The sequence below is a fragment of the Paenibacillus sp. PSB04 genome, from assembly GCF_025809195.1.
GTDB lineage: Bacteria > Bacillota > Bacilli > Paenibacillales > Paenibacillaceae > Paenibacillus_AQ > Paenibacillus_AQ favisporus.
Genome location: NZ_CP081301.1, coordinates 6,771,280 through 6,796,502, shown reverse-complemented (window position 1 = coordinate 6,796,502; position 25,223 = coordinate 6,771,280). Strand labels below are relative to the sequence as shown.

The following is a 25,223-nucleotide window of genomic DNA, read 5'->3' as shown; positions in this document are numbered from 1 at the left end:
GGTCAGCCCAATGACATCTGTGAAAAGTAAACCGCATCCGGGAACGGTCCGGAATATTCTGTTTCTGCTGTTTGCCCTGCCGGGTCTATCCTTTGCGTCATGGGTCTCCCGCACGCCTGACGTTCGGGACACGCTTCAAGTCTCCACCTCCGGGATGGGGATGATTATATTTGCGATTGCCGCCGGCTCTTTGTTCGGTCTGCTTACGTCAGGTTCGATCGTAGCCCGGAAAGGCGCAAGATTTGTCATCCTCATCAGCTCTTTGCTGATTGTGGTTGGCTTCATCGTTGCGGGAATCGGCACGTCGCTGGCTTCGGTACCCGTAGTTATTATCGGCCTGATTATTTTCGGCGGCGGCTATGGTACGGCGGAGGTTGCTCTCAATGTGGAGGGCTCAGCCGCGGAAAAGGCGTTGAACCGGACGCTCTTACCGGCGTTTCACGGCTTTTTCAGTGTGGGGACGCTTGTGGGCGCAGCACTCGGCGCCGCCGCGGTCGCCATCCATCTTCAGGTGATGGTCCATTTCACGATCCTCGCCTTAATTATGGCGGCAGCTGTGCTCTATAGCTGGCGTTACCTGCCTGAGGAGTCTGGGAAGGAACCGGCGGGTGCTGGAGCACCTAAAGGATCGGCGATTCAGCAGCAGTTAAGGATGTGGACGGAGAGGCGCACCTTGCTGATTGGAATCATCGTTTTGGGCATGGCGTTTGCCGAGGGTTCCGCCAATGACTGGCTGCCGCTCACCATGGTGGATGGCTACGGGGTGAGCTCGCTGACAGGTTCATTTATTTACGGATTGTTCGTTGCGGCGATGACGCTGGGACGGTTTACGGGCGGATGGGTTCTGGACCGTTATGGCCGGGTGCCGGTATTATCCGGATGCGCCGTGGCGGCCATTTTGGGGTTATCGCTGGTGATCTGGGGTCCGAATGACGTTGTGGCCTCCATAGGCGTTGTCCTGTGGGGACTTGGAGCTTCCCTTGGTTTTCCGGTCGGACTATCAGGCGGCGGGGGACGATCCTCAAGGCGCTGCCGCAAGAGTCGGAGCCGTGGCGACCACAGGCTACATCGCTTTCCTGGTGGGCCCGCCTGCGCTGGGGTTCCTTGGAGAGCATTTCGGGTTATTGCACGCACTGATCGCAGTGCTGATCGGCATTGGGATCGCAGGTTCTCTGTCTAGAGCAGCCAAGCCCGTGCAGCTGCATCAAACATTACATCAAGATGAGAGGGGACTTCACTCCTAAGATGAAAACAGAAAAACAAAAGATGCTGGATGGCGAATTGTACGTCGCTGCCGACCCAGAATTGACGCGGGAGCGGGCATATGCCCGGCAAATGACCCGCATGTACAACCAGACGACCGAAACCGATGAAGCATTGCGGCTGAAAATCCTGAAGGAGCTGCTCGGTTCAACCGGGAACTTCCTGGCGATGGAGCCTAACATCCGCTTTGACTATGGCTACAATATTCACGTCGGTGAACATTTCTACGCCAACTTTGACTGTACCATCCTGGATGTGTGCGAAGTGAGGATCGGGGACAACTGCTTGTTTGGGCCCGGGGTTCACGTCTATACCGCGACTCATCCGGTGGATCCGTACGAAAGGATCAAGGGGCCTGAATACGGCAAACCCGTAACGATCGGTGACAATGTATGGGTCGGCGGGAGGGCGGTCATCAATCCGGGCGTAACGATCGGCAACAACGTCGTCATCGCTTCCGGAGCGGTCGTGACCAAGGATGTTCCGGACAACATGATCGTGGGAGGCAACCCGGCGAAAATCATTAAAACGATCGAAGCCTAAGTTGTAATAAAAAAGAATCGCCCGAGCGGAAACGGCCGCCGGGCGATTTTTACATACCGGAAAAAGGGTTATCTCAGAGGGACGCCCATAGCTTAGTTGCTTATGGGAGCAAAGTGATCCTCGAGTTTCACATTCGAGAATTTGGCAAAGTTTAATTGCTCGATCGCATTGGCCACATCGTTGCTGTCCACGGCAAAACCGACATAGACCGAATCCTGCATCGCGATGGTTCTCTGACCGATCGGCTTCCATTCCTTGCCGTCCGTCGATCCGTAGGCGTAGAAGGTGTTGCCATTACGGCCGAGCTTAAGCCAGTAGCCCTGCTCGACGCCGCCGATTTTGAACGGAATGTCGGGAACCAGCTGAATACCGGCTTCCTGCGCGCTGGATGCGCTGTCCAATGTTTCGGTCAAAGGATCAAAGCCTGAGCCCTGCTGATATCTACCCGTCAGATAAGCCGACCAGCTTGTTTCTTTGGACAGCTTCACCCAGGATAATCCAAGGGCTGCAGTGGCGCTGTTATCCTGCAAATCATCACGGATCATCAGTCCGGTAAAGGCATGATTGTCAACGGCTCCGATGGCTTCCAGCTTCGCGGTGAATTCCATGTCTCCGGTCATTTCCTTATATACAAAATGAAAATCGTCTTTCGCAGCATCGTTTTCCGGCGACTGCTCGGTGCTTCCTTCGCTCGTTCCCAGCTTGCCGTTGCCTTTAACGGTGATTACGCCGTCCGTCAGACTTCCGGTCCCTTTAATATCCGGGCGGCCGATATCGGCCGATTCCCAGCCTGCATCAGCCAGCGAGCGCGGAGCCGCGTTGACATGGATCGTGGCTGCGGTCGTTTGGGTCGCATTTCCGTCCGTGTCCGTCACTCTGGCGGAAATATTGTAGGAAGCATCCTGAAGGCCCTTGATGGTGTACACATAGGCGCCGCCTTTTTTCACCGCTTCTCCAAGGTACTGCGATCCGTTGTATACGGCCACATTGTTGATTTTATTGCCGAATTTGGAGGAGGCTTTGACGTTGATCTCAATGTCCTCTCCCAGAGCAAACTGCAAATTGTTCGCCGGCGCCGCAAGCGTAGCATCCGGATTTTCGGCTGCATGGTCCATGTCGGCCAGGCTGTTGAGGTACAGCTCAAGCCAGGTGTAGCCCGTGCCGGTTACCGTCTTATAGGCATCTTGAATGCCCCAGATGTTGTTTTTCTTTTCCCATTGGTCGTCGATTCCGTTCCGATTCGTATCAAAATCGGCGCCGCGCTGCTCCTCGATCACACCGAATGGGGAAACATAACCGCCAACCTCATTTTCGGTGTTGATGTACCTGCCGAGGCCCTGCTCCACTTCCGCGACGATTCTTGCGTCGATGGCGTCACGCCGCGGGTAGGTCGCACCCGCTTTCTGCAAAATGGCCTTCAGCAGCGGCTCGTTCGCTTTTTCCACGCCATGCTGCACGTAATCGTCAAACGCCGGATTGGTCACCCCGTGATTGACGCCCGTGCTGTCCGCAGAGAGATACGGTTTGGACGCAAAAGACGTCGACTGGTCTCCGCTGGCGTCACCGGAGCTTTTCACCAATGGGGACGATCCGTCGAGCCATCCCGTCTGCTTGCCGTTGATCCGGTTCCCGGCGATGTAGAAGCCGCCAAGCTTTTTGGATTCGCCCGCATCGATGACCCGGCCGGTTACATTATCCCTTGTGCCTGGACCGGCGATTTCGATATTGTTCATATAATTCGTAAAGGTGAACCCTCCACCATAGGTGCCATTAAAGCCCCAGTTATAGATCACATTGTTGGAGAGCTGCACGACCGCCACGTGATCGGCATCCGCCGCGCCGGCATACCCGCCGCCGAGCCTTGGGTTCCGGGAAGTATGGCTGGCATACAGATTGTGATGGAACGTCGTTTTGTCTCCGCCGGCGATGCCGCCGTAGCCGTGTCTGCCTTTGGAATGCCCGGACAGGGTGAGGCTCTCCGAAATGAGGGACCATTGGACGGTGCCGTTTTCGCCCCTGTACAGCGACAGCGTTTCATCCGTATTCCAGCTGAAGGAGCAGTGGTCAATGATAAAATCGTTGTTGTCCCTGCCCCAGAGCGCATCCATCGAATCGCTGCCGTTGTACACGTTGGTCGCCCCCGGCCGGAAGGAGAGGTACCGGAGGATAATGTTCTCCGAGTTGCTGATGTTGGTGTCCCAACCTGCAAGGGTAATGCCGTTGCCCGGCGCGGTTTGCCCGGCGATGGTCAGGTTTTTAATGTTTTTGAACAGCAGGGAGCTTTCCAGCTCGATCGTTCCGGATACGTTAAAAACAATCGTGCGGCCTTCTTTCGGCGTGGACATAATCCCATAGCGAAGCGATCCCGGGACCGCCTTTTCGTTGGCGCCGTAATCCTCCAGGGTGGTGACGATATAAACGTCGCCCCCGCGGCCGCCGCTCGTATAAACCCCGCCGCCTTCCGCGCCCGGAAAAGCGGGAATCGATGCGCCCGCAAACTTCTGCTCATCCGCCGACTGGGCCGAAACCGAACCGGAATGCGGCATTCCCGCAAATGGAAACGCTACCATAATACTCAACACAACAGCCATGCTTTTCAATCCTTTTTTCTTCTGTTTCATCCGCTTGCCGTGTAACATAAATGCACCCCTTACTGTTCGATTTGTCATTCGATCACACTTCCTCCCTTCAACGGCCTATGGAGCAGGAAGCCCGGCGGAATGCTGCGTTCTCCGCTCCATGGAGCCGCTTACTGCTCTTACTTTAAATCTTTTAGGCTGCTTTTACCTGCCAAAAACGAATTTTTTTGTGCCAGAAGTTGCACCCGGTGCTTGTGCTGATACAGACATCCATATTATCTTTTTCATAACAAACCAAGCTTGGCTGCCAGGGTTCACATCAGACCGAAACGGGGGATCGCAATGAAAATCAAATACCAGCACAGGGACCCGCAGTTTCATTTATTCATTTCCACCAACAATACCTATCCTCTGCATCTGCATAAAAACGTCGAAATTGCCATGGTCCTGTCCGGCGACATCCGTGTCCACATCGATCAACAAGAGTACGTCCTCTCCGAAGGGGACATGGCGATTATTTTCCCTAATCAGCCGCACGGCTATCAAACGATTGACCACAGCCAAATCCTGCTGATCTTCTTTGACGCTTCATTTCCGGGGGATTACACAGGAGATTTGCTTCATTATGTTCCGGACCACCCGGTCGTCCACAAACATCCGGTCGTATCAGGCATCCTGGCCAGCTTGTACAAGCTGTATCGCGAACCTGGCGATTGCCGATTGCTTAAGGCGTACCTTTCGGTATTATTAGGGCATGTGCTGCCGCTGATGTCCCTGAAAAGGGTGGATTATACGAAAGATATGGATCTCTTCCAAAAGATCCTTGCTTATATCGACCTTCATTTTCTGGAGGCCATCAACTTGGACACGCTTTCCAAAGAACTCGGGATCAGCAAGTTCCTCATTTCGCGAATTTTCTCCGAGCAGTTTCACGTCTCGTTCCGCGATTATATCAACGGCCAGCGGGCGGCCTACGCCCACATGCTGCTGCTGTCCACCGCCGATCCGGTCACCGAGATTGCGTTTGACTCCGGCTTCAACAGCTTGCGTTCGTTTTACCGCGTCTTCAAAAAGGAATACGGCATGACCCCGAACGAATTTCGCCGAAGCCTCCTGGAGGGCATGCCTAAGAACGAATCGGCTCGGTGAGTGAAAAAGGCGGGGGACAGAAGTATGGGGGAATGACTCCCGTGACTTTTTAAAATGCAGTAAAATGTGATATACTGTTTATAGTATAAACATTTTTTGAGCGCATAATGGCTTAGGACGACTAGGGGGTAGATCTGATGAGTAATGAAGAAGTGACACCGGAAGAAGCGGCGAAGATGCTTCCTGCCGGCGCAGCGCTGAGCTGGGGACTGGTGAAGCCTCCGCAGCGGGGGCCCAAGCGTGAGATGAGCATCGACCAGATCGTGTCGAAGGCGATTGAAATCGCGGACCAGGACGGACTCGCCGCCGTTTCGATGAACCGGATCGCGTCGGCGCTCGGCTTCACGGCGATGTCCCTCTACCGCTACATCCCGAGCAAAGACGACCTGCTCATCCTCATGCAGGATGCGGCATGCGATATTCCGCTGACTCCTGAGCGTCCCCAGCATGAATGGCGGGAGAGTATGCGTGAGTATGTACTCGGAACGGTCGCTATTTTTCGGAAACATCCATGGTATGGGGATATTCCGATCCTTGGCATTCCGATCACGCCTAACAATTTACGGATCGTCGATTGGGCGCTCCGGCCGCTGCGGGACATGCCACTGGACGATTTCGAGAAAATGTCGATCGTTCTTTTGCTGAGCGGCTATGCCCGTCATTGCGGGATGCTCCAGCGCGACATCGACCGGGCCGTTCAGGCGGGTTCGAGCGAGGAGGAGTTCAGCGGAATCAATTATTCGGTGGCGCTTCAGACGCTGGTCAAGCCTGAACTATATCCGAACCTGTACCCGATCGTTATGTCCGGGGTATATTCGGGTGAGAAAGAGGCCGAAAACACGGTAGGCGATGATTTGGAATTCGGGCTGGAGCGGATGTTGGACGGGATCGAACAGTATTTGAATCGGAAAATGAGCGGCGGCAAACACAAATAAAGCTGCCGCTAAAAAAGGCTGCTTCCAGGGATAATTCCTTGGAAGCAGCCTTTATTCATTTGCGCTGATCTTACGCAGCGGTGTGGACGGCCTTCTTCGGTTCGCGAAGCAGTACGAGCGTGACTGCGGTGGCCAGGAGCAGGATGACGGCGGAGATCAGGCAGGTGGCGTGCATGGCGGTGATAAACGCTTCACGGGAAGCCTTCATGACCTGCGCCGCAGCATCCGCCGGTAAATGCAGGGCGGCGGCCGATGCGCCAGCAATGGTTTGCCCTGCTGCCTGGGCCGCATCCGGCGCAAGTCCCGAGGGCAGGAACGGGGTGACCGCGTGGCGGTAAATGGCCGCAAGGACGCAGCCGAGGAGCGCGATGCCGAATGCGCCTCCGAGCTCGTTGGACGTTTCAATGAGGCCGCCGACGGCTCCCGCCCGGTCGGCCGGAGCGACGCCCACGACATAATCGGTGACGAGGGTCATGACGGATACGATGCCCGCGGCGACCAAGGCGGCGCCGACGAGCAGCACGGTCAGCGGCGAGAAGCCTTCCAGGCGGACCTGGGTCAGTACGCCGAATCCGACTGCCGACAGGAGAAAGCCGCCGGCCATGACGCGCGGTCTTCCGTAGATTTGCGACAGTTTACCGGCAATCGGTGCCGCTGCCCCGACCACCACAGAAGGCGCCACGCTCCAGAGGGAAGCGACGAACGGGGAGTATCCAAGAACCGACTGGAGGAACTGGGTATTGATGAGCGAGCTGGCCATGAGAGTAAACGTAGCGATAAAGTTTACGAGGATCGAACCGCCGGTCCGCCGCTCCATTAGCGCACGGATATCGAGCAGCGGATTAGAGATGGTCAACTGGCGCCGTACGAACAGGATGCCGATGAGTAAGCCTGCGGCAAGCAGTGCGGCGGGAAGGATCGCCCAGCCGTCTTCCGCCAGTGTCTTCACGCCGTAAGTCACGGGAAGGATCGCGGCGAGCGCGAGCGTCGAGCTGAATACATCGACTTTGACTTTTGCCGTGCTGCGGGACTCTGGCAGCAAAAACGGCGCGATGATGAGCAGCAGGACCATGGCGGGGATATTGATGAGGAACACGGATCCCCAGGAGAATGAGTCGAGAAGCAGGCCGCCGATAATCGGCCCGACGGTGACGCCGCCCGCCATGACGGCACTCCAAATGGCCATCGCCTTCGTCCGCTGCGCCGGGTCCTGGAACATCGTGCGGACGAGCGCCAGCGTCGACGGCATGAGGGTCGAACCGGCGATCCCCAGAATCCCGCGGGCCAGGATCAGCGTTTCGGCCGACTGGGCGTACGCTGCGAACAAAGAGCTTAGGGCGAATCCGACGGAACCGATCATCAGCAGTCGCCGCCGTCCAATCCGGTCGCCGACGGCGCCCATCGTCAGCAGCAGCCCGGCAAGGATGAAGCCGTAAACGTCGAAAATCCATAATTGCTGGGTGGCGGTCGGCAGTAGATCCGCGGCAATGGCCGGTGCCGCGAAGAACAGGACGGACACGTCCATCGAGACGACCATCAGCGGGAGACAAAGGATGCAAAGCGCGATCCATTCTTTGCGGCCGGCCAATTTGGCCGCTGCGGGGGTTGAAATGCTCATTTAAAATCCCTCTCCTTATTGTTTATTGTATAAACAGTAACTTTTGAAAACAGTATATTATATAAACAGTATATGGTCAACACAAAAGAAATTTATTTTTTCACGGGTACGGGCGGAGTTCTATGGAGCATTGAAGAGCCGCATGATAAACCATATTTTTATTGCCCGGCCCCATTTTTCTATGAGACAATCCGGGATATAATGGGTTCAATCCGGAATCGCGGGTAACCGATCGAACGATATGGAAGTGAAAGGGAGGCGGACGGCATGACCGAATACGAAAAACCAATCGTGGACATCACTTTGGTCGAGGAGATGATCAGCGAGCATCTGGGTGCTGGAGCGGTAGAAATCACGCCGCTGCAAGGGGGGAACTTAAGCCGCGTTTTTTCCTTTAACCATGAAGGTCACGGATACGTGATCAAGTTCAGCGACCTGGAGGGGGCGTACCAGTCGGAAATCTTCGTATCGGATCTGCTGTCCAGCCAGGGCATACCTTTCCCCCGGTGTATCGGATATGGAAAAACAGGGAATTTGGAATATTCCATTTTGGAAAAGATAGAAGGCCGCAATCTGGCGGATTTTTCGGCTGAGGAGCAGCGCCGTCGGCTTCCGGAGCTTATTCGGATTTTGACGCGCCTGAACCATATTGACCTGGGGGGAGCCCGTGGATACGGCTGGATCGGGGCGAGCGGTGACGGTGCGTTCCCAACCTGGAAGGATTATTGGGAATCCGTCTATGCGGAAGACCAAACGGGCAGCTTCTGGGAGAATTGGTACACCTTATTCCATACCTCCTGTTTGGAGAAAGAGGTATTCGATGAAATTTACAGCCGGTTAACGGCTTATTCACACTTTAACGAACCGTACCGCTATTTTATACATGGGGATTTTCACCAGTGGAACATCTTGTCTGACGGCAGCCGGATTACAGGAATTCTGGATTGCAACTGCGCTTACGGCGACTTTCTTGTGGATCTGGCCATTCTGGACCGGCACATGGACGGGCACAACGTCGTACAGGCTTATCAGAACCATCAAGAGCAGGCCGGAATTGTCATCCCCGATTTCAATGAGAGATTAAAAGGCGCTTACTACTTCAAAGGACTGGACGGACTGCGCTTCTATGCCAAAATGGGATGGACCGACGCCTACGCATATACCCGCAACTTCCTTCTGGGCCTGGACAAATCATAAGTCTGTTGTAACGGGCTCGGATGGAGCTGTTTGCATTTGTGTTTTGGCAACTCCGAGTGCCCTGTTCCCCCACAGCGTCTGCTCAACAAACGGGGCTTGCTCCGCTGCGCATTGGACGATCAATATCACTTCACCGGCTGTGGTCTTGACCGTTCGGATCTTTTTTCGTTTCACAAGGTTTTTGATCAAATCGTAAACAAAGCCAACAGCAAATCCCACAGCCGCTCCAATTAGCCCCCAATAGACCGGACCCCAATGGAGAACAAATCCTCTGGATACCCCAATGGTCCCGCCCATCATGGCTAGGATAAGCCCGATATCGATTAACGAGGTTCCGTCCGTACCATGCATCGTATCAACCAACTTCATATCCATCGAACGATTATCCAGGGGTACAGCGTAAATCTGGACGACATCGTTTTCCTTAAGCTTGCTTATAGCCAGCTCAACGTAGTGTGAATGCTGAAATGTAGAGAAAAACTGGATTCCCATTAGACTTTTTCTCCCTTATGCAGTACAAAATTTTGCGGCTGATAGTTTTCTTTCAAATAATCGGCTTGTTCCCAATCAAACAGTTTTGTCAGCTCTACAGCATTCGTGTAAGAATCATACATGGTAAAGAAATAGACCGAGGGGAAGTAAAGGAACCACTGAACTCCAATCACTTCTCTAGATTTCGGGAAGTCTCCCAGCAAAACGTAATGCAGCGCTTCGATCATATTGGACTGAATGACAATCATCATAGTCATAACAAGCGTCAGAACAGCAGCTAAGATTCGATGAATATATAGTTGTCCAAGACTTGGAATTGTCATTGCCCAGACTAACGCAATCCATGGCTTTTTCTTGTCCAGATAATTGACCTCGAAGGGGCTCATCGAAAAATTCGGGTATTTGGCATTTTCCCTTTTCGCCAGCAGGTGAATCTTATTGATATCGACTGTGGTCCGGTAACTGTCCCATATGGCAAATAAATAAACGGGGATATAGAGATATATGTACTTTTCATTTAATACAGCCTTTGCGTGGGCGATATCTCCGTTAAAAGAATACACAATGGCCGTATTCAGCTGAGTCTTTTGGTTGATATAAAATTCCCAAAAAAACAATGCAAAGCCGGAAATGAATTTGTGTAATAAGATGTGGCCGAATCCAGGAAAAGCTACGGACCATAACGCTACGACCAGGGGATTACGCTGGTGAAGCTGGATGGTGCCGAACGTCGTGACAAAGGCATGATAATAACGATTTCTATATTTGGCTCTAAAGTTATCCACTTTTCAACGCTCCAATGGAATACAGTGTAATCGAATTTTTTGTCAATTGGCGAAAGATTATTCTTCTTTGGGATATCTAATGCGATTCGATCAATAACACGTGGAATTAGCGGAATAAGTTTGGGGAAGTTTAAGGTCAATCCATAGACGATGAATGGTGCAAAAAGGAGCTGCATTACTTTTGTCAGACCGATATCCTTCCTTTGAAGAAATCAAAGATGTAGATCGTAAACTTACTGAAATGAGAAAGCTGTATTATTATCGCCATGACCTGTTCTCGATTCAATGGTGGTTTTTGTTGGTGCTGTTGATTGTGCCATGGATCATTTGGTGGAAAGTGGTCGATAAATCAAGACTGAAGGATATTTTACTTTACGGTTTTGCAATAACCATCGTTATTGTTCTTCTGGATGATATTGGAAGTGAGCTCGGATTATGGTCTTACCCTCATCAAGTCTTCAGGCTGATTCCTCGCTTAAGCCCGATTGATTACTCCGTATTGCCTGTCATTCATATGTTGATCTATCAGTATTTCAGAAGTTGGAAGTCATTCTTTGTTGCCAACGTCATACTGGCCCTAGGGGCTGCCTTCATTGCAGAGCCTTTCTTTGTCTGGATTGATATTTATGACATGGACCATTGGAAATCTATTTATTCGTTCCCTCTATATATAGCTAAAGCCTGTTTTGTTAAGTGGTCGCTGGAGTTCATGCTATCCAGGGCAAACCGATCACAACAAAAACCTGCGAACTAAAAGAGGGCATTGAGCCCGCTTTTAATTCCAGGATACAATATTGATAGATTGAATAACGCATCGAAGGCGGATTCGATGCGTTATTTTATGGTTTGTTATACGATACACTTTCTGAAACCTAACTTAAACCTTCCTTGGTGAAAAGGGGGGAGCTGTGGCGCGTAGATTACTGTTGTCCTTTGGCAAGAATCCGGAATGTAATGCCGAATGGATCAGTCACATTGCCGTAAGCGGGACTGAAGAAGCTGGCTTCAAGCGGCGTGTTCACTTGACCGCCCTGTTTCAAGGCGTCAAAGTATCGTGCGGCCTGATCTTTGTCATCGGTTTGCACAACGATGGTCACTGGCGAGCCCTTCTGGTAGCTGCTGCCGGTAACAAGGTCGGACAGTTGGAGCTGCGATTCGCCGATGACCAAGACCGCAAAGGATATCCAGTCTTTTTTCTCCGGCGGCAGCGGGGACTCCGGATCTTCCGGTAAATCGCCCAGCCGCTGTGCATAGACAACCTTGGCTTCCAGCGCTTTGACGTAAAAATCGATAGCCTCATTTGCTTGACCATTCATTTCAATAAAAGGGATTAAACTCGTGCTCACAGCAATCATCTCCTGTACATGTTTTTTACCGGGGATACCGACGGACCTTTTATTGGGCAGCGGGATTCCCTTCACTACCCATGTCGTTCACCGGCAGGGAAACGTGACCGTTAAAGGTAAAAAATATTTTTGCAATTTTTTTACGATTTCGGTCACATCCGTTAGATTTCTTACGACATATGAGTAATAAGGAAAAGGAAGGGTTGGGGAGCGTGAACGATCACGACGGGCTTGCAGAACAATTCGAATCGCATCGGAATCACCTTCAGTTTGTGGCTTACCGAATACTAGGATCACAGAATGAGGCGGATGACGCCGTACAGGAGTCATGGATACGTCTTAGCCGTTCGGATATGAGCAGCGTGGAAAATATCGGGGGATGGATGACGACGATCGTCTCGCGGGTCTGTTTGGATATGCTCCGAGCCCGTAAATCACGGCAAGAGGATCTGACGATGGATCGTGCACCAGAGCCGGTTACCCACTTCCGTGACGGAAGCGACCCGGAGTATGAAGCGCTGATGGCCGACGCTGTGGGGCATGCCATGCTTGTGGTCTTGGGAAAATTAAGTCCCGCCGAACGAATCGCGTTCGTGCTGCATGATATTTTCGGCATGTCTTTCGCGGATATCGCTTCCATCCTGGGGAGAAATGAGGCGGCAGCCAGAAAGCTTGCCAGCCGTGCACGTCAACGGGTGAAGGGGGATGAATCGGCTTCGATAGCAGAAGAACTCAGGCGCAAACGGGAGCTGGTGGATGCATTCCTTGCTGCATCGCGCGCCGGAGATTTTGAGAAACTTCTCTCTATCTTGGACCCGAATGTGGTGACACGAAACGATCCGGCATTTCCGCCGGCCGCAAACGCGCCGGTTGTTCATGGTTCGCAAGCTGCGGCCAAGCAATTCGCCGGCCGTGCCCAAGGCGCCCAGCCTGTGCTCGTGAACGGTTCCGTAGGCGCCGTGATAGGTCCGCTTGATCGAATCCTGTTCGTACTCGTATTTACGGTAAAGAATGATAGAATCACCGAAATCGAAATGATTGCCGATCCGGCGCGCCTGAGCCAGCTTGACCTGGCCTTGTTGAACGATTAACGGGTATAAAGAACACGGAGAAAAGATCATTGAAGCAAGGAAAAGGCACCGTTTGCAGCCGTAAGGCTTGCAGCGGGTGCCTTTTTTTGTTCCCAAACCCCGGTCAGGACAACCGGTATACTCTGGCTTCATAGGGGCGCAGCTCAATGCGGTCTCCATCCGCGTCAGGCGGCAGATCGTAATTGCTGATCAGCAGGTCTCGCGACATGCCCCGCAGCGTTTTCGGCCATTCCATGACCGGCGTATCATCAAAAAAGTTAAGGATGACCAGGATGGTATCTTGCTCCAGCGTACGGGTGTAAACATAGAGATCCGGATCCAATGGAAGCAGCAGCTTGTACTCTCCGTAGATCAACGCTTTATGGGTCTTACGCAGGGAGAGCATCCGCTTGTAGTAATGATAAATGGAATCCGGGTCCTTTATCGCCGAAGCCACGTTTACATCCGTATAATTGGGGTTAACCTTGATCCAAGGTTCGCCGGTCGTAAAGCCGGCTTGAGGTCCGTCGTCCCACTGCATCGGGGTGCGGGCGTTATCCCGGCTCTTCGCCTGGATGGCCTGCATCGTCTGGTCGATCGGCTTGCCTTGAAGATGGGACTGCTCATAGTAATTCAAGGTTTCCACGTCCCGGTAGTCGCCGATTTGGTCAAAGGCTGCATTGGTCATCCCGATTTCTTCGCCTTGGTAAATGTATGGCGTCCCTTCCAGGGTGAGCATGAAGGTCGCCAGCATTTTTGCTGATTGGACGCGGTACTGCTTGTCATTGCCGAACCTTGAGACGGCTCTGGGCTGATCATGATTGCCGAGGTAGTTCGCATTCCAGCCCTGGTTATGCAGTGTAGTCTGCCAACGGCTCATCACTTTTTTGAGCTCCAGCAGCGTCCACGCTCGGGATTCCCACTTACCGGTGCCGTTTGAGGCGGAGTCCAGCGTCATATGTTCGAACTGAAACACCATGTTCAGCTCATGGCGCTGGTCTCCCACATACTCCAAAGCCTGCTCCGGGCCGAGTCCCGAGGTTTCGCCGACGGTCATGATGTCGTAGTCCATCAGCACTTCCTTGTTCAGCTTTTTGAGCATAAAATGGACTTTTTCCAGGTTGGAAAATAGCTGGTACGCCCTCACGACAGGGAGATGCTGGGGATTGTCGGCATCCGGCAGTCCTTTCGCCTTTACGATGTGGGCGATGGCATCAAAGCGGAAGCCGTCCACGCCTTTTTCCAGCCACCACCGGATCATTTGGTACAATTCATGTACCATTTCTTCGTTTCTCCAGTTCAAATCCGGCTGATGCTTGGAATACAGATGCATATAGTATTCGTCCGTCTCCGGATCCATCTCCCACACCGAGCCGCTGAAATAGGACTCCCAGTTGTTCGGGTACAGGCCGTTGACCCCTTTGCGCCAAATATAAAAGCTTCGCTTGGGGTTGTCGGTCGACGATTTCGATTCCTTAAACCAGGGATGCTGGTCGGAGGTATGGTTCAGCACGAGGTCCATCATGATTTTCATTCCTCTGGCATGGGCTTCTTGCAGCAAATCATCGAAATCCTCCATCGTGCCGAATTCAGGATTGATCGCGTAGTAGTCGCTGATGTCATATCCGTTGTCTTTGCCGGGAGACTCGTAAATCGGGCAGATCCAAATGACATCGATCCCGAGGTCCTTTAAATAATCCAGCTTGGAAATGATTCCGCGAAGGTCGCCTTTGCCATCTCCATTGGTATCCATGAAGCTGACGGGATAAATCTCGTACACGGCGGCTTCTTTCCACCAGGTTTCGTTCATGTGCGCATTCCTCCTGTCCGTGCATGAAATGGGTTGTACGGGAATTAACCGTGTCCCCCTTGAAAAGCGGGGTATTTGGTCATCCCGCCATCCGCAAACAGGGTAATGCCCGTAACATAACTGGATTCGGAGGAGGCCAGCCAGGCGGCTGCAGCCGCGATTTCTTCCGGCTTGCCGATATACCCGAGCGGGATCAGCGCCTCAACGCTTGCTTTGGCTGCGGGATCGGAAAACTTGGCGGCATTGATCGGCGTATCGATCGCGCCGGGACCGAGGCTGTTGACGCGGATTCCCTTCGGCGCAAATTCCAGCGCCAGCGTCTCCGTCATCATTTTGATCCCGCCCTTGCTCGCAGCATAATGCACGAAATGGGGCCACGGAATCATCTCGTGCACGCTCGAAACGTTGATGATCCGTCCTTTGATCCGGTGTTCCAGCATGTAATCGATCGCCTCGCGGCAGCCGAGGAATGCTCCGGTCAGATTCACGTCCAGCACCTTGCGCCAGTCCTCCAGCGTCAAGTCCTCCGAGGGGACTTCGTTTTCGATGCCCGCGTTGTTGACCATGACGTCCAGCGAGCCGAAATGCTCATGCGCGGCGGCTACCAGCTTTTTGACATCCTCTTCACGAGTGACATCGCCGTACACGCCTATCGCTTGACCGCCGCTTTGTTCAATCTCCTGGATGATCGAATTCACTTCCTGCTCCCCGCTGCGATAGTTAATGACCACATTCATCTTTTCCCGACCGAACCTCAGCGCCATTGCCCGTCCGATGCCGGAAGAAGCTCCGGTAATAATGGCTGTGTTGCCTTCAAGATCCTTGTACATAATCATTCCCTCCTGTCGTCCCATCAAAATGACTACAATAGTATTTAACCGGAACGGGCATGGTTCAACAGGGCGGGGTCATAACTTCCGTCGAAGAAACGGCATTATAGTATCGGGATCAGTCTATGAGTCATTTCCATTTGACAATATCGTTCGATAGGTGTAATTTATAACTAACCAGTTAGTTATTAAAGCTAATGGCGTATACTAAGAGAGTGGGAGAGGATTCGAAATGAATGATCGTACTTGGCTGATCACCGGCATTAGCAGCGGCTTTGGACGTCAAATGACGGAGCAGCTTTTGAAACGCGGGGAACGGGTCGCGGGAACGGTTCGCAATATGGAGGCGGTAAATGATTTGCAAGCAAAATACGGCGACCTATTATGGGTTTCCAAGCTGGATGTCACCGATACGCCCGCCATACACCGGGTTGTAAACAACGCTTTTCATGATCTAGGCAGCATTGACGTCGTAGTCAACAACGCGGGTTACGGCCTTTTCGGCGCGGCAGAGGAGTTGACAGATGAGCAGATACGCCATCAGCTTGAAACGAACCTGATCGGATCCATCCAGGTGGTGCGTGCGGCTCTTCCACACTTGCGGAAGCAAGGCTATGGGCGGATCCTCCAGCTGTCGACCGTAGGCGGCCAGTCCGCTTTCCCGGGAAGTTCTTTGTACCATGCGAGCAAATGGGGAATTGAGGGGTTTGCCGAATCCGTCATGGCTGAAGTTGCCCCTTTTAATATAGGCGTCACTATTGTGGAGCCGGGCAGTGCAAGGACAAACTTCCGGTATCAAAGCTCCGCGCTGGCACCAAAGATAGATGCTTATGAGGCCTCCCCGGCCATCCATGCGCGGCGGATTATCGAAGAAGCCAAGGCACCCTCGCTAGGGGACCCTGCCAAAATGGCTGCTGCGATGATCAACAGTGTAGACCAGAATCCGGCGCCTAAAAGAATCGTGCTGGGCAGCGACGCTTATTCGACGATTCATAAAGCTCTTACCGAGCGGCTGGCGGAATTGGAACAGCAAAAGGATCTCGCTTTTTCAACCGATTTTGACTGATTTCCATTTGAACATAGCGGCTAATGTAGGCGATAAGTCTTCGTTAGCCGCTCTTTCATGATCTGGTCATGCGAAGCGAGGGCTAAACCTTGGTAAGCTTATCCGGGTTTCGTACGATATAGACTCTGGACAGCTTGCCGCCTTGGAGCTGCATAAAGACAGCTTTCACGGTATCGTCCCCCGAACGGATGACGATGCCGGACCCGCCATTCAGAGGGGCAATCTCGGAGTGAAGATTTCCTTGATCATAGGGCTGTATACCCTCGAACACGGCGGCAAGAAATCGGACTACTTGATCGCGTGTCTGTATTGGACGGGTGGCCGCAGTTACTTTTCCGCCTCCATCGGAGACGAGCATGACGTCTTCAGTCAGCAGGGAGAGCACATGATCGATGTTTCCTTGCTTCAGCGACGTGAGGAAACGGCCAACCCATTCCATATCGGCGGCTTCGGCTGAGATCGTCTCCTCTTCGGATATGCCCAGCTTGCCCTTTGCCCGGCTCATCAGCTTGCGGCAATTTGCTTCTTGTTTGCCGAGCATTTCGGCAATTTCCGGATAATCGAAGCCCAGCGCCTCGCGCAGCACGAAAACGACCCGCTCTGTCGGCGTCAGCCGCTCAAGCATGACGAGCATGGCGTAAGACAGCAGATCGCGGCGAACGACCGCCGTCTCGAGCGTATCCGTTTTCGGCGTCCGGATCGGCTCAGGGAGCCACGGACCGACGTACATTTCCCGCTTTTTGCGCGCCGTCTTTTGCAGATTGAGGCAGTGATTAGTGACCATTTTGCATAAATACGCTTTCGGCTCCTCCAAACGTTCAGGGGGCAAGCCGTACGCCTTTAAGAACACGTCCTGCACCGCATCTTCCGCGTCAGCCGCAGACCCTGTCAACTGATAAGCCAGCGTGAACAGCAGTGCTTTATATTTCCCGTACAGCTCCTCCATTCGTGTCTCTCCTTTTCAAGGGCGTGCATGCGGAGTTTCCATGCCAGTTCTTTCATTTTCAATAAAAAACCACATTTACGTCAAGAAAAAAAGGGCAGTGAAAACTCACCGGCTGCCGAAATTCAGGTCTGGTTAATATGAAGAAGCCGCCCCATTTGTCATCATGACATCTGGGACAGCTTTGTCTTGAAATCCGCAGCTGCACGATGCTGCCTATCGTTCGTGGGTGGTTTGGATTTTTATCAACTGATCGATGATTTCCTGAGGCTCCATACGCTTCATGAAATCCGGATTGACATAAGCGCGGCGGATATTCCCTTCCTGATCTATAATAAACGTGGCCGTGAGCGGCAGAATCCAGCGATCGGTTTGGTTGAACTCGGTGAGGTCCAGGCCGAAATTGTTGTAGGCATCCTGCAGGTAATCCGGCAGCTCATACAGGATTCGGTAGCTTTCTGCGACACGCCCGTTCGGATCGCTCAGCACCTGGAAGGTTAGTTCTTCCTTCTCCTTATGCGACAGCGAGTTGTCGGGGCTCTGCAGGGAAACGGCGATCAGTCGGCCACCAAGTTTCACAATATCCGGCAGCATTTGTTGATAAGCCCGAAGCTGGATATTGCAGAAGGGACACCAGCTGCCGCGGTAAAATGTCAGAATGACCGGACCTTTCGCAAGCTCGCGATACAAATTCACCTGTTCACCGAGCGGACCCGTTAGCGTAAAATCCGGTGCTTTGTCCTCTTCGGTGAGGCCGAAAACGACGCCGGACTCCTGCTGCTCCTGAATGTGCCGAAAAACTTGCGACTGCACCTCTTGAGGCGCTTTGACAACAAAACCTTCCTTTGCTTGATCCAATAATGCTTTGACCGCCATGGAACAACACTCCCTTGAAAAAGTGGTGGGGTAAATCCAATGATCATTTCTCAGCTTTATGACGTTCTGCACATATAACAAGGTAAGGGTCTGATTTGTGACATGGGGAACGAAAAAAAACGGCGGATAAAAACAAACAAGCGTCCTGATCATTCAGGGCGCTTGTTTATTGGCGGCTATTTCCACTTTTTATATTCATTTGGCGTGACGCCGACCACTTTCTTAAACAGCTTATTAAAGTAAGCGGGATCCGCATATCCTACCTCCGCTCCGATTTGGTGCACCTTCATGTTCGTCTCGGTCCGCAGAAGGCGTTTGGCGTTTTTAAGTCGTACGTCGGTGATGTACTCGGTCAGCGTCAGACCGGTTTCCTGTTTGAACAGCTTGCTGAGGTAGCTCGGTGTCAGATACACCATGGCCGCCAGGGTGTTCAGCTCGGCATGCTCGCTGTAATGCTCGGCGATCCAGCGCTTGACGATCTCTACGGCTTTACCGCCCATCTCGCTGCGCAGTCCGTACACTTTCTCCAGCGCCGACCTAAACACCTCCACAAAGCATTCTTCCATGCCGGAGAAGCTCATGCAGGCTCGCAGCTGCGTCTCCAGCCGGGCGCGGGCTTCTTTGCTCCGAATCTCCCGGTACTCCTGCACTTCCCGGCATGCCATATCCTCCAGCTGACTGCAGACGCGGACGATCGTCCCGGTACCTGCACGCTGCTCTTTCAGCCGCTCAAAGCCCTGACGGACGCATTCCAGCACGGCTGGAATATGGAGGAGCTGCAGCTGCTCGGCAAGGTTCATGCCGCGGACGGCATCCTCCGCTTCGACGATGTCTCCGAAAGCTTCCCCGGCATAACCGGCGGCATAATATAGGGCCGAATCTGAGTATAAGCCCAGGTCGCAGGCTCGCATGGCTTCTTCATAGGAGGCTCTGAGTTCGGCAGTGCCGTTGTGGATGCGGCTGAATCCGATATGAACCGCCGTTTCCTCTTCGCTTGGTTCCTCCGCGCCGCCCAGCAGACGGGCGATCCGGTCCAATTGTTCTTGCCCCGGAGCTTCCGGAAAATAAAAGACCCAGGCGAGCATGCGCTCCTGGACCGAGACCCAGTCACAGACGAGCTCCGGGTGCTGCTGGATCCGCCCGGCTGCGGCTTCCAGCGACCCGCCTTTCTGAACGAACGTGGCATAACAGGACAGGGGCAGCCCGGTATCCTCGGATAGATAGGGGAGGGGAGACTCGCTCAGAAAGCAGGAATGAAGCAGCCGCTTGCGGCTCAAGGCTTCTTTCTCGAGCGAAGACTGATGCTCCTCGTCCAATTGGTACAACAGCTCAAACAGCTGCTCTTTGTTGATCGGCTTGAGCAGATAGTCGACCGCGGAAGCGCGGATCGCTTCCCTGGCATAGTTAAATTCAGTGAAACCGCTCATCAGGATGGAACGGACGTGCGGGCGGGCAGCCTTCAGCTGCTTGATCAGATCTAGACCGTCCACAACCGGCATCCGGATATCGGTAATAACCACATCGACCTCCAGGCCGGGAAGGCTGTCCAGTACATCCTTGCCGTCCGGAAACTGCCCGACCACACGGAAGAGGCCGCTTTCCTTTTCGATCATGCGCGACAGGCCTTCGCGAATCAGAACTTCATCGTCCACAATCACAATTCGAAGCATATTTCTCTCCCGCCTTTGCTGTAATGATGTTTACTCTTGGTCTTCGTCGGGGAGTTCTTCCTTAATGCGCACAATTACCCGGGTTCCGTGCCCCGGCTCGCTCTCCACTTCAAGACCGCAGGTGCCGCCGTAATGCAGACGTACCCGCTCGGCCACATTATGCAGCCCGATGCCGAATGCACCGCCCGCGTCGCCGTGCTTCAGGCTGCGGTTCAACTGCTGGACGGTATCCGCATCCATGCCGACTCCATCATCGCCGATCACGAAGACGACATGGTCCTGTTCGCGTGAAGCGGTGATGGTGATGGTGCCGAGTCCGGGCTTGCGCTCCAGCCCATGAAAGACCGAATTTTCCACAATCGGCTGGAACACCAGCTTGAGCACCGACAGGCCGAGGTAGGGCTCAGGCACATCCATGATAAGCTGGAATTTGTCCGGGAAACGGATGGCCAGCAGATCGAAATAGTTGCGGACATGCTCCAGCTCCTGCCGGATGGTCACCGGGTCCCCGCTGCGGACGATGGAATACCTCATCTGGTTTCCCAGCAGGTAGGTCAGCTTGGCGACGCGCGGATCGTCGTTGCTCTCGGCCAGCATGCGGATGGACTCGAGTGTATTGTAAATAAAATGAGGGTTGATCTGGCTCTGCAGCGCCCTCATGTCGGCGGTCTGCTTGCGTTTTTCCGTCAGCTTGATTTCGGTGAGCAGGTCTTTGACCCGCAAAATCATCCGGTTGAAATGGCTGCCCAGCATGCCGATCTCATCATTGTATTTAGGCGAAATCCAGACGTCGAGGTTGCCGTGCTGAACTTTGCGCATCAGTCGAACCATGGATTTCAGCGGTTTGGTCAAGGCGTGAGAGAAGAAGGTTGCGACGAACAGGGCGATCGCCAGCAGGATTAAGGTCGTAACCATCAGCGCCCGGCTGTTCTGCTGGACCTTGTACAAAATTTTGGACAGCGGAATCGTGACGGACGTCGTCCATCCGGTCTGATCCGACGTGTAGTAGACGGTCAGATAACGGGTTCCGTGTATCGTCGATTCAAAATGGCCATCCTTCTGACCCTTGGCCGCCGTCATCAGCGCGGTCAGCCGATCCTGAACCGAATTCGCATCACCGCTGGCGTATACCAGCTGTCCTTGCTCATCCATAATGAGCGAGCTGCCCTGGGTCACCCGATCCATTGGCTCGACGATGCCCTGAAACAAACGGATATCGATATCCAGGACGATGATGCCGAGATATTGGAGCGAGCTGGCCGAGTTAATGGTCCGCAGCACGCTGATGACATCCATTGTACTGCTGCCGTTGACCGTGATCGGGTGGCGGCCTTCCAGGATCGGACGGGCTCCCCCCGCCTCGCCTAAGAGCTTCTTCCAGCCGGGAAGCTGATTTTCGGCCGACAGATCGTTGATGTTCCCGTTCTTGTCATAAAAAATATGATCGTACCGGTCAACGAGGTAGACAGCCACGACGTCTTTTTTGGTATGGCTCAGATAGCTGAGAAACATGCCCATACTCTCGTTCTTGTACCAGTCGGTGTGTTCCTGTCCGAGATAGTACTGCACATCCTTGTTATACAGGGGAAGCGCCGTGTAGCGCTTCAGGTCGTCCACGTACCGGTCGATCGTATCGGAGGCGTTGTCGGCCATCTGTCCCGCGTTGTTGGTGGCGTTCTGCAGCACGGAATTGAACGTGGACCTTGCCGACAGGTAGCTGACATAAGTGATGGGCAGCGATAACAGAAAGACAAATACGAGAATCAGCTTTTTCTCCAATGACAGATTGGCCAGAAAGAGCCATCCCCTGCGTATGATGCGGCCGATTGCAGTACTCATAACCGATAGTCCACTCCCTGATGCTTGTCTTATTTAACCGCTCCGCTGGTTACTCCTTCAAAGATATAACGCTGCAGGAAAAAGTACAATATGACCGTAGGCAAAAGGATGACCAGAATCGCGGCGCAGATGAGGTTCCAATCGGCCGTGTTGACGCCCTGGAACCGCATCAATACAGTGGTGACGACGCCGAGGCTCTGCTTTGGCATGTATAAATACGGAATGTACATATCGTTATAAATGCTGATCGTTTTCAGAATAATGAGCGTCGCCGTAGCCGGCGTCAGCAGCGGGAAAATGATCGAACGGTAAATTTTGAACAGGGATGCGCCTTCCACCATGGCGTTTTCGTCCAGGTCATAAGGGATGTTGCGGATGAACTGCAGGTATAGAATGATCTGGATCACGTCGGCTCCGATGTACAGGACGATCGGGGCACCCATCGTGTTGTACATCCCGAGGCTTTTGATAATACCGAATGTGGCAACCTGTGTCGTGATGCTCGGGATGATCGTAGCGACAAGATAAGCCCCGAACACGATCGGTTTCAGTTTGAAATCGAACCGGCCCAGGACATAGGCGACCATCGTGCCGAACAAAATGTTCAGCGCGAGCGAGACGACGATAATGATCAGAATGTTGCCGAACCCGCTGAGCAGGCCGCCGCGCTCGAACACGACCTTGAAATTTTCGAAATTCAAAAAGTTATGGGGCAGCGACATTGAGCTGCTGCTGTTAAATTCATCCCTCGATTTGAATGCGTTAATGATGACGACATAGAGAGGGAACAGGACGACGAATACCCCGATGAGCAGGGTCAAGTATTTAATCAGATCCTGGATCCGGAATTTGGACGAATGCATTATTTATTTCCTCCTCTGCTGAGCACAAGCTGCTGAACGGCCAGTACGATGACCACAAAGAACAATAAGATGACGCTCATCGCCGAGGCCAATCCATAGTTGTTGTAGGCGAAGGCCGTTTCCACGACGCGCTGCACGTAGGTCTGGCTCGCTCCGGCAGGTCCGCCTTTGGTCAGCACAAACGGAAGGTCGAACACTTCGAGCGCGCCCGTCACGGTCAGGAACAGGTTCAGCTGAATAACCGGCTTCATGTTCGGCAGCGTAATTTTCCACAGGGTCTGCAAAGAGCCGGCACCGTCGATTTTCGCCGCTTCGTAAATATCCTTCGGAATGGCCTGAAGGGAAGCGATGTAAATGACCATGTTGTAGCCCATAAAGCGCCACAGTCCGGTAGAGGCCAGCGCATAGTTGACAAGCCCTTCCGTGCCAAGCCAGCTCGTTTCGCCAAGATGCTTCAGTCCAAGGCTGGAGAGGAACAGGTTCAGCGAGCCATTGGTTGTGTCAAACACGTATCCGAACATAAAAGCGACCGCCACGCCGTTCATGATGTAAGGCAGAAACAGCAGAATCCGGAACACGTTCCGGCCGCGCAGCCGGCTGTTCAGGACGACAGCAAAGTAAATGGCGATGATATTCTGGACGATCCCCATCGCAAAGTAAGCGAAATTGTGCTCAAACACTTTGAAAATATCCGAATTGGAGAACACTTCCCGGTAATTGTCCAGGCCGACCCAAGGCTTCTCCGGGCTGTAGCCGTCCCAGTTCGTAAAGCTGTAATAGATCAGCTTGATCGCCGGGTAGTAGGTGAAGGTGGCTAGTAGAATTAAAGGAATCAGTAAAAAAGAGACGATAATGATCGTCTTCTGTTTGCGGTACGAGAGCGTTCCGAACATGCTATACCTTCTTTCTGCAAGCTTATAGGCGTTTCTTGGATGCAAGCCGACAGCAAAGCGGATTACCTCCTAAGGCGGATAATCCACTTTGCCGGGCTATTTCTGTAAGCAGGCGTTATTTGCCGAGGTCTTTCTTGGCTTTGGCCCACGCCTTGTTCCATTTATCCAGGACGCTTTGCGGATCCTTGGCAAGGACGAATTCCTGAACCATGGCCGGCAAATCGATCTGGGCTTTATTGAGGATGTCGGTAACCGTCGCGTCGTCCGGTGTGCCTTCCTGAAGCTCCACGCCGGTAGCTTGGAATTCTTTCAGCTGGGCCAGCTTGGACTCTTTGTCTTTCAGCGGCGGGATGAATCCGGCGAAATCTTCGTAACCGGAATCTTCGATCATCCATTTTACGAAAGCTTTGGCAGCATCAACGTTTTTGCTGTTTTTGGATACGGCATAGAAGAAGTCAGGGCTAAGGGCGGCGCGCAGCGTGCCGGAGTTGTCATACGGCAGCGGGAAGAAGCCGATGTTGTCCGAAGTCGTTCCTGCACCGACGACTTGATTGATGACCCAGTTGCCAAGGAAGTACATGGCGAACTTGCCGGAGGCCACATCTTTCTTGGACTGCTCCCAGTTGGTGGAGTTGATGTCCTTCTCCAGGTAGCCTTTTTCATTCAGTTCACGGATCAGGCTGAACGCCTTGCCGTAACCGTTGTCCATCGTGAACGGCGTGTCCGTGTTCAGCTTCGCGTTCGGGAAGTCCGCATTGTTCTCGATCAGCCGCGGCAGGTCATACACCCAGTTATTCAGCGGCCACTTATCCTTGAAGTTGGAAGCCAGCGGCACGATGCCCTTTTGCTTCAGCTTTTCACAAGCCGCCAGGAACTCGTCCCAAGTTTTCGGGATTTCTGTAATGCCTGCATCGGCGAACGCTTTTTTGTTGTACACGATACCGGAAGTGGAGTTGCCTGTTGTGATCCCGTATACTTTGCCTTCATAAGATCTGAAGTCTTTAAACGTAATCTTGTCATCCAGCCCGAGATCGTCAAGCGGAGCAAAATACTTCGGCAGGTCGGAGTTCGGAATCGTCGGGATAAACATCACGTCCGGAAGCTCATCGCCGGCCATTCTCACTTTGGCCTGCTGGTTATAATCGGTTTGCGAACCCTCGAATTCCACTTTGATATTCGGGTATTTCTCGTTAAAGCGCTTTACATAATCGTCATACTCTTTGCCGATCATATCGGTGCGGTTGGTCAAAAAGGTGATTTTGCCTGACAGCTCGGTTCCGCTTCCGGCAGATCCGCCGGACGAAGTGCCGGTGGTGTCCGTGCCTCCTCCGCTGCTGGCCGAATCATCACTGCCGCCGCTTGATCCGCAGGCGGCCAGGGACATGGAAAGCATCAGGATCATAACAAATCCTAACAACGTAACAGATTTCTTTTTCATTTCTACTCTCCCCATTTC

At 53.0% G+C, this 25,223-nt stretch carries 21 protein-coding genes and 1 pseudogene; 8 read left to right on the top strand and 14 right to left on the bottom strand.

The window, feature by feature from the left end; translation table 11 throughout:
* Nucleotides 1-10: 10 nt before the first annotated feature.
* Nucleotides 11-1,244: pseudogene (locus K2F33_RS31175) on the top strand (MFS transporter).
* 1 nt (nucleotide 1,245) lies between these two features.
* Entirely contained in the window at nucleotides 1,246-1,806 is a 561-nt protein-coding gene (locus tag K2F33_RS31170) for a sugar O-acetyltransferase (RefSeq protein ID WP_263880489.1), read from the top strand.
* A 92-nt stretch (nucleotides 1,807-1,898) separates the two neighbouring features.
* On the opposite strand, the gene K2F33_RS31165 is transcribed toward K2F33_RS31170, so the two are convergent.
* Entirely contained in the window at nucleotides 1,899-4,475 is a 2,577-nt protein-coding gene (locus K2F33_RS31165; RefSeq protein ID WP_263880488.1) for an Ig-like domain-containing protein, read from the bottom strand.
* Between the two features lie 252 nt (nucleotides 4,476-4,727).
* Here K2F33_RS31165 and K2F33_RS31160 point away from each other — a divergent pair, with 252 nt between their 5' ends.
* Both K2F33_RS31160 and K2F33_RS31155 read left to right on the top strand, forming a co-directional pair.
* A complete protein-coding gene (locus tag K2F33_RS31160; RefSeq protein WP_263880487.1) occupies nucleotides 4,728-5,534 on the top strand; it encodes an AraC family transcriptional regulator in 807 nt (268 codons plus the stop codon).
* A 137-nt stretch (nucleotides 5,535-5,671) separates the two neighbouring features.
* A complete protein-coding gene (locus K2F33_RS31155; protein WP_263880486.1) occupies nucleotides 5,672-6,469 on the top strand; it encodes a TetR/AcrR family transcriptional regulator in 798 nt (265 codons plus the stop codon).
* A 70-nt stretch (nucleotides 6,470-6,539) separates the two neighbouring features.
* Here the strand turns inward: K2F33_RS31155 and K2F33_RS31150 are convergent, their stop codons facing one another.
* The gene (locus tag K2F33_RS31150; RefSeq protein ID WP_263880485.1) at nucleotides 6,540-8,087 is read right to left on the bottom strand and encodes an MFS transporter; all 1,548 of its coding nucleotides are present in this window, start codon (nucleotides 8,085-8,087) and stop codon (nucleotides 6,540-6,542) included.
* A 267-nt stretch (nucleotides 8,088-8,354) separates the two neighbouring features.
* Between K2F33_RS31150 and K2F33_RS31145 the strand changes: the two genes are divergently transcribed.
* Nucleotides 8,355-9,284, top strand: coding sequence for a phosphotransferase family protein (locus K2F33_RS31145; protein ID WP_263880484.1), 930 nt, complete (start codon nucleotides 8,355-8,357; stop codon nucleotides 9,282-9,284).
* On the opposite strand, the gene K2F33_RS31140 is transcribed toward K2F33_RS31145, so the two are convergent.
* Nucleotides 9,279-9,776 carry a YqgE/AlgH family protein gene (locus K2F33_RS31140; protein WP_318671690.1) on the bottom strand — a complete coding sequence of 166 codons (498 nt, stop codon included), beginning with the start codon at nucleotides 9,774-9,776 and terminating at the stop codon, nucleotides 9,279-9,281. The genes K2F33_RS31145 and K2F33_RS31140 overlap by 6 nt on opposite strands.
* A complete protein-coding gene (locus tag K2F33_RS31135; protein ID WP_076169153.1) occupies nucleotides 9,776-10,561 on the bottom strand; it encodes a hypothetical protein in 786 nt (261 codons plus the stop codon). Before K2F33_RS31135 ends, K2F33_RS31140 begins: the two co-directional genes overlap by 1 nt.
* A 181-nt stretch (nucleotides 10,562-10,742) precedes the next feature.
* On the opposite strand from K2F33_RS31135, the gene K2F33_RS31130 reads away from it, so the two are divergent.
* Nucleotides 10,743-11,315, top strand: a complete 573-nt coding sequence (locus K2F33_RS31130) for a CBO0543 family protein (protein WP_263880483.1) — start codon at nucleotides 10,743-10,745, stop codon at nucleotides 11,313-11,315.
* Nucleotides 11,316-11,481: 166 nt separating this feature from the next.
* On the opposite strand, the gene K2F33_RS31125 is transcribed toward K2F33_RS31130, so the two are convergent.
* Nucleotides 11,482-11,907 carry a VOC family protein gene (locus K2F33_RS31125; RefSeq protein WP_076169152.1) on the bottom strand — a complete coding sequence of 142 codons (426 nt, stop codon included), beginning with the start codon at nucleotides 11,905-11,907 and terminating at the stop codon, nucleotides 11,482-11,484.
* 212 nt (nucleotides 11,908-12,119) lie between these two features.
* On the opposite strand from K2F33_RS31125, the gene K2F33_RS31120 reads away from it, so the two are divergent.
* Nucleotides 12,120-12,998, top strand: coding sequence for a sigma-70 family RNA polymerase sigma factor (locus K2F33_RS31120; RefSeq protein WP_263880482.1), 879 nt, complete (start codon nucleotides 12,120-12,122; stop codon nucleotides 12,996-12,998).
* A gap of 103 nt (nucleotides 12,999-13,101) precedes the next feature.
* On the opposite strand, the gene K2F33_RS31115 is transcribed toward K2F33_RS31120, so the two are convergent.
* Together K2F33_RS31115 and K2F33_RS31110 are read right to left on the bottom strand one after the other, a co-directional pair.
* The gene (locus K2F33_RS31115; protein ID WP_263880481.1) at nucleotides 13,102-14,787 is read right to left on the bottom strand and encodes a glycoside hydrolase family 13 protein; all 1,686 of its coding nucleotides are present in this window, start codon (nucleotides 14,785-14,787) and stop codon (nucleotides 13,102-13,104) included.
* A gap of 44 nt (nucleotides 14,788-14,831) precedes the next feature.
* Nucleotides 14,832-15,617 carry a glucose-1-dehydrogenase gene (locus tag K2F33_RS31110; protein ID WP_145024710.1) on the bottom strand — a complete coding sequence of 262 codons (786 nt, stop codon included), beginning with the start codon at nucleotides 15,615-15,617 and terminating at the stop codon, nucleotides 14,832-14,834.
* 232 nt (nucleotides 15,618-15,849) lie between these two features.
* On the opposite strand from K2F33_RS31110, the gene K2F33_RS31105 reads away from it, so the two are divergent.
* The gene (locus K2F33_RS31105; RefSeq protein ID WP_263880480.1) at nucleotides 15,850-16,683 is read left to right on the top strand and encodes an SDR family oxidoreductase; all 834 of its coding nucleotides are present in this window, start codon (nucleotides 15,850-15,852) and stop codon (nucleotides 16,681-16,683) included.
* 82 nt (nucleotides 16,684-16,765) lie between these two features.
* Here K2F33_RS31105 and sigJ read toward each other — a convergent pair whose 3' ends face one another.
* The 7 genes from sigJ to K2F33_RS31070 form a co-directional block, all read right to left on the bottom strand.
* Complete coding sequence (gene sigJ, locus K2F33_RS31100) at nucleotides 16,766-17,629, bottom strand: RNA polymerase sigma factor SigJ (RefSeq protein WP_263880479.1); 864 nt, start codon at nucleotides 17,627-17,629, stop codon at nucleotides 16,766-16,768.
* Between the two features lie 213 nt (nucleotides 17,630-17,842).
* A complete protein-coding gene (locus K2F33_RS31095) occupies nucleotides 17,843-18,502 on the bottom strand; it encodes a peroxiredoxin-like family protein (RefSeq protein WP_076169148.1) in 660 nt (219 codons plus the stop codon).
* A 176-nt stretch (nucleotides 18,503-18,678) separates the two neighbouring features.
* Entirely contained in the window at nucleotides 18,679-20,172 is a 1,494-nt protein-coding gene (locus K2F33_RS31090) for a response regulator transcription factor (protein ID WP_263880478.1), read from the bottom strand.
* 30 nt (nucleotides 20,173-20,202) lie between these two features.
* The gene (locus K2F33_RS31085; RefSeq protein ID WP_263880477.1) at nucleotides 20,203-22,011 is read right to left on the bottom strand and encodes a cache domain-containing sensor histidine kinase; all 1,809 of its coding nucleotides are present in this window, start codon (nucleotides 22,009-22,011) and stop codon (nucleotides 20,203-20,205) included.
* 29 nt (nucleotides 22,012-22,040) lie between these two features.
* Nucleotides 22,041-22,874, bottom strand: a complete 834-nt coding sequence (locus tag K2F33_RS31080) for a carbohydrate ABC transporter permease (protein WP_263880476.1) — start codon at nucleotides 22,872-22,874, stop codon at nucleotides 22,041-22,043.
* Complete coding sequence (locus tag K2F33_RS31075; protein ID WP_076169143.1) at nucleotides 22,874-23,767, bottom strand: carbohydrate ABC transporter permease; 894 nt, start codon at nucleotides 23,765-23,767, stop codon at nucleotides 22,874-22,876. The genes K2F33_RS31080 and K2F33_RS31075 overlap by 1 nt, the downstream gene beginning before the upstream one ends.
* 115 nt (nucleotides 23,768-23,882) lie before the next feature.
* Nucleotides 23,883-25,205, bottom strand: coding sequence for an ABC transporter substrate-binding protein (locus K2F33_RS31070; protein ID WP_263880475.1), 1,323 nt, complete (start codon nucleotides 25,203-25,205; stop codon nucleotides 23,883-23,885).
* Between the last annotated feature and the right edge of the window lie 18 nt (nucleotides 25,206-25,223).

What these genes read in the sequence shown, in the direction of transcription:
- K2F33_RS31170 (WP_263880489.1), top strand. Translation starts at nt 1,246, where the DNA reads ATGAAAACAGAAAAACAAAAGATGCTGGATGGCGAATTGTACGTCGCT.
- K2F33_RS31165 (WP_263880488.1), bottom strand. Translation starts at nt 4,475, where the DNA reads ATGACAAATCGAACAGTAAGGGGTGCATTTATGTTACACGGCAAGCGG.
- K2F33_RS31160 (WP_263880487.1), top strand. Translation starts at nt 4,728, where the DNA reads ATGAAAATCAAATACCAGCACAGGGACCCGCAGTTTCATTTATTCATT.
- K2F33_RS31155 (WP_263880486.1), top strand. Translation starts at nt 5,672, where the DNA reads ATGAGTAATGAAGAAGTGACACCGGAAGAAGCGGCGAAGATGCTTCCT.
- K2F33_RS31150 (WP_263880485.1), bottom strand. Translation starts at nt 8,087, where the DNA reads ATGAGCATTTCAACCCCCGCAGCGGCCAAATTGGCCGGCCGCAAAGAA.
- K2F33_RS31145 (WP_263880484.1), top strand. Translation starts at nt 8,355, where the DNA reads ATGACCGAATACGAAAAACCAATCGTGGACATCACTTTGGTCGAGGAG.
- K2F33_RS31140 (WP_318671690.1), bottom strand. Translation starts at nt 9,776, where the DNA reads ATGGGAATCCAGTTTTTCTCTACATTTCAGCATTCACACTACGTTGAG.
- K2F33_RS31115 (WP_263880481.1), bottom strand. Translation starts at nt 14,787, where the DNA reads ATGAACGAAACCTGGTGGAAAGAAGCCGCCGTGTACGAGATTTATCCC.
- K2F33_RS31110 (WP_145024710.1), bottom strand. Translation starts at nt 15,617, where the DNA reads ATGTACAAGGATCTTGAAGGCAACACAGCCATTATTACCGGAGCTTCT.
- K2F33_RS31105 (WP_263880480.1), top strand. Translation starts at nt 15,850, where the DNA reads ATGAATGATCGTACTTGGCTGATCACCGGCATTAGCAGCGGCTTTGGA.
- sigJ (WP_263880479.1), bottom strand. Translation starts at nt 17,629, where the DNA reads ATGGAGGAGCTGTACGGGAAATATAAAGCACTGCTGTTCACGCTGGCT.
- K2F33_RS31095 (WP_076169148.1), bottom strand. Translation starts at nt 18,502, where the DNA reads ATGGCGGTCAAAGCATTATTGGATCAAGCAAAGGAAGGTTTTGTTGTC.
- K2F33_RS31090 (WP_263880478.1), bottom strand. Translation starts at nt 20,172, where the DNA reads ATGCTTCGAATTGTGATTGTGGACGATGAAGTTCTGATTCGCGAAGGC.
- K2F33_RS31085 (WP_263880477.1), bottom strand. Translation starts at nt 22,011, where the DNA reads ATGAGTACTGCAATCGGCCGCATCATACGCAGGGGATGGCTCTTTCTG.
- K2F33_RS31080 (WP_263880476.1), bottom strand. Translation starts at nt 22,874, where the DNA reads ATGCATTCGTCCAAATTCCGGATCCAGGATCTGATTAAATACTTGACC.
- K2F33_RS31075 (WP_076169143.1), bottom strand. Translation starts at nt 23,767, where the DNA reads ATGTTCGGAACGCTCTCGTACCGCAAACAGAAGACGATCATTATCGTC.
- K2F33_RS31070 (WP_263880475.1), bottom strand. Translation starts at nt 25,205, where the DNA reads ATGAAAAAGAAATCTGTTACGTTGTTAGGATTTGTTATGATCCTGATG.